Below are 1,338 nucleotides of genomic sequence, written 5' to 3'. Positions count from 1 at the left end.
ATGCGCCGGTTAGCCGGCAAGCTGGGTTGCGGTGGTGGTCCGCTGACTTTTCTTTTTTCCCCTGTGGCTGCCCGCAGACGCAGATGCTGCAGGAACAGATAGGCAATCAGCGTCAGCAATGCATGCCGGTGCAGCCCGCGCCACGAGCGGCCCTCGAAGTGATCGAGCCCAAGCTCTTCCTTGAGTTGCTGATGCGCCTGCTCACACACCCATCGTGCCTTGATGAGAGACGCCAGTTGCTTCAATGGCGTGTCGGGCGGCAGGTTGGACAGGTAGTACCTGCGCTCCCCCGACGAGCGGTGCTCACCCACCAACCACACCTCGTCGCCTGGCCGGTGCTGGGCGGCATGCCCACGCACCTGAACCGCCGGTCCATCAGCCACCCGCACACGCGTGGCGGCAAACCTCGCCCGCAACGGCCCCTTGGTGCCACGCCGCCAGGTAATCCGGCGCCATGATGCCTTAGCCAGCATGGCCTCGGCCGAAACCGCTTCGCCATCCGGAACCAGCGTCTTGCGGGGTCGTCCGCGCGTGGTGGTGGAGGCCACCATCTGCACATCGGCCGGATAAACCTTCTGAATGCGCACGGTGCCCACCGCCCAGCGCAACCCCAAAGCCGTGAGCGCCTGCCGGAAGGGCGCGCTGATGCCATAGCCGGCATCGGCCAGCACCGCCGCGAAGCTCATGCCAGCCTGCATGACACGCTGGAGCTCAGCCAGTGCGATCTGCGGCTTCGAGCACTCCGTCCAGAAGGGCTCGGGCACACCGGCGCGCAGCAGGCGCTCGGGATCCTTGACCCAGGTATCACGCAAGAACAGGCGCAAGGCGACGGGGATCGGCACCTCATCTTTGGCCAGCGTGAGGGAAACCAGCACCTGGCAGTTGGCGTTCTTGCCCACCGCCCCGGCATACTGCGGACCAACACCCACCGAGTGGGTGCCTTTCTTCGGCAAAGCGGTGTCATCGATCACCAGGACAGCCTCAGGGCCACCCACAAGCCGATCGGCCTGCGCCAGCAGTTCGGCCTCCAGCGGGGCCTCATCCCAGGGCCCCACGGACACGAAGTGATGCAGCTGGTCGTAGCCGACAGGAGCAAGCCGAGCCGCGATGGGCTGCAGGCTTTTGCGCTCACCGGGGCCAATCAGGCCTGCCACATAGAGCGGACACATGCGGCGGCGGGCTGGGTGATGCAAGTGGGTGAGGAAGGGTTCAAGCCAGGATTGAAGTTCGTGCTCCCACGCCACTGAGGTGCTCATGACGACCTCCCGCGCAAAATCCTTCAACGAGAAAAGTTGATGGGGTTCGCCCGGTTCCTCTTACCTGCCAAAGTAGTGCTAG

The 1,338-nt window shown here is 64.8% G+C and carries 1 pseudogene; it reads right to left on the bottom strand.

From position 1 onward, the window contains the following. Positions 1–9 precede the first annotated feature (9 nt). Positions 10–1,256 (bottom strand): annotated as a pseudogene (locus tag JKG68_RS32340) (IS701 family transposase). Between the last annotated feature and the right edge of the window lie 82 nt (positions 1,257–1,338).

This window comes from Microvirga aerilata, from assembly GCF_016743775.1.
GTDB classification, from domain to species: Bacteria; Pseudomonadota; Alphaproteobacteria; order Rhizobiales; family Beijerinckiaceae; genus Microvirga; species Microvirga aerilata.
This window is presented reverse-complemented; position numbering and strand designations above follow the sequence as displayed.